The sequence below is a fragment of the Compostibacillus humi genome (genome assembly GCF_014637175.1).
GTDB classification, from domain to species: domain Bacteria; phylum Bacillota; class Bacilli; order Bacillales; family Amphibacillaceae; genus Oceanobacillus; species Oceanobacillus humi.
Window position 1 is genome coordinate 1 of the sequence record NZ_BMEV01000134.1, and the last position, 2,179, is coordinate 2,179.

At 35.2% G+C, this 2,179-nt stretch carries 2 protein-coding genes; both read right to left on the reverse strand.

Annotation, left to right across the window (positions count from 1 at the left end; translation table 11 throughout):
• Positions 1–655: 655 nt before the first annotated feature.
• Positions 656–1,315 (reverse strand): type 1 glutamine amidotransferase domain-containing protein, encoded by a 660-nt coding sequence (locus IEV18_RS16835; RefSeq protein ID WP_188393495.1) that lies wholly within the window; start codon positions 1,313–1,315, stop codon positions 656–658.
• A gap of 207 nt (positions 1,316–1,522) precedes the next feature.
• Positions 1,523–2,077 (reverse strand): substrate-binding domain-containing protein, encoded by a 555-nt coding sequence (locus tag IEV18_RS16840; protein WP_188393496.1) that lies wholly within the window; start codon positions 2,075–2,077, stop codon positions 1,523–1,525.
• Positions 2,078–2,179: the final 102 nt, after the last annotated feature.

A 2,179-nucleotide genomic window follows, 5' to 3' on the forward strand; every position in this document is an offset into this window, starting at 1 on the left:
CCGACCTTTTCTAAGTTCTCGCTGGCCGGGTCCCTGAACCCAACCAGCAAAAACTAAGAAAAGGCACAAGGTCAAGGACAAGCAGCTACCGCTGTGGCTCTGTGTTTAACCTAGAGATAGAAGTTTTATCAACTAAAATAAGCTGGCTAACTTTTCTACCGGAAATAGGGTTATTTACACAAAATTCTTGACGGTACCGAATATTACAAATGTGTTAAGAAAAGTATCCCAAAATAATATAGTTGAAAAATCTTTAATAGTAGTGATACTTTTATTAATGATATTTAAACCATTTTAGTAGATAAAAATTTGCATTGCACTTAAAAAACCACAATTTCGTTGTGGTTTTTGTATTGATTAAAACAGGAGAGCATTGCATATTATTAGCTCCGGTAATATACGTAGCTCCTAGAAAATGCATTCTAATTTTCTGCGTGGGATGGATCGCTGCTGCAGCTACCGTTGTTGTGCGGATGCTAAGGCCTAGGTAGAACCCGAAAGGACGATTTGCCCGAGGCAGGCTACTTGCGGGTCACGTCCTGTGCGTTGGAGGCTCACCAGCCATTAGCGAGCCCGAAAGTATATTCCCGGAGCATCTAAATACTAAAAATTCGGATTTATAAACGACCAATATGTTTTGTCATGGTCTTCAAGGTTAACTTAATTTTTCTATAACTGCTTTTGTAACACCTTTCGTAGATTGAGGGTTTTGCCCAGTAATTAAATTGCCGTCCACCTCGAAGTGAGCAGACCAGTTTGGAGCAGCTACAAAAATTGCCCCTAACTCCCGAATTCTGCTTTCCAAAAGAAATGGAAGCTGGTCCCTTAGTCCGGTATCCGCCTCTTCTCTGTCTGTAAAAGCATTAACGCGTTTGCCGAAAACAAGCGGTTGACCGTTAGACAATGTTGTTCCAACCAATCCAGCAGGACCATGGCAAACAGCAGCAACAATCTTACCTTCTTCGTAGAAGTCCCGTAATAATTCTTGAAGTTTTTTATTGTTAGGAAGGTCAAACATTGTACCATGTCCTCCCGGCAGAAAAATGGCATCAAATTCTTGGGAAGATATTGCATCTAATTTTATCGTATTCTGTAAATATTTTTCAGTATCCAAAATCTCTTGTGGAGTATTTCCATCGGCACTGGCCGGGTCAATTGTACTTTTTCCTCCCAAGGGACTTGCAACTGTGATGTGGTACCCTCTTTTCGTAAATTCTATATACGCCTCTGCAAATTCTGACAACCAAACACCAGTTTGCTTGCCATTACTAAGCTCTTTATGATTCGTAACAACCATTAAAATCTTTTTTGTCATAAGGTTTTGCCTCCTTTTAAATGATCTTTGTTTCATTAATTATTTTAAATCCGCCATAACTATAAAACAAATTATGTTTTTATGGATTATATATAAATATTTTTATTTTAAAATACAAGGGTATACTTGCACAATTCTAATAAATGACTGGATATAAAAATTAAAAAAGTCATCCAGCATAAACTGAATGACTATATAGTTGAGGAATTAGTTATTTTTTATTGAGAGGGCAGCTGTGATTTTATTGATTTCTGGCAAATGTTTATTTTTTGTTTTATATGCAATATATAATTTGTTGCTTACCTTTAATTCCTTAAATAATACTTTTGCTTTTGCTTCCTGCATCGAATTTAACAGAATATAAGTCGGAATTAGACTTATTCCTATTCCGCTTTCTATAGCCTTTAAAATAAGATGCAGATTAGGAATAACATGAATCGGTTTAATAATTGGCCGTCTTTTAAAGTGTTCTCTCCATAGCCTTCTAATTATTGGCAACTCCAATCCATAACTAATCCATTTTTGGGACAAAAGAAATTTTTCCTTAGATTTCAAATCTAAATTCTCCGGTATTTCTAAATAATCAGGTGCAACAATGACAAACTCCTCTTCATGCAAAAAAGAATATTCAATTTCAGGCGATTGATACTTTTTTGAAGTAATAACGATATCTATTTTGTCTTCCTTTAATAATTCAAGTAACTGGTCGGCAGTTCCAAATTGTGAAACAGTATATGAATTAAATTCATTAACCTGAATTATTCATAGAAAACTTTTGATTACTTTTGAATGCTTATTTATCAAGCGTTTCATCTGACTTGATCATGCATCAAATAAATGAAAAAAGAATCCATTTCTGTTAAA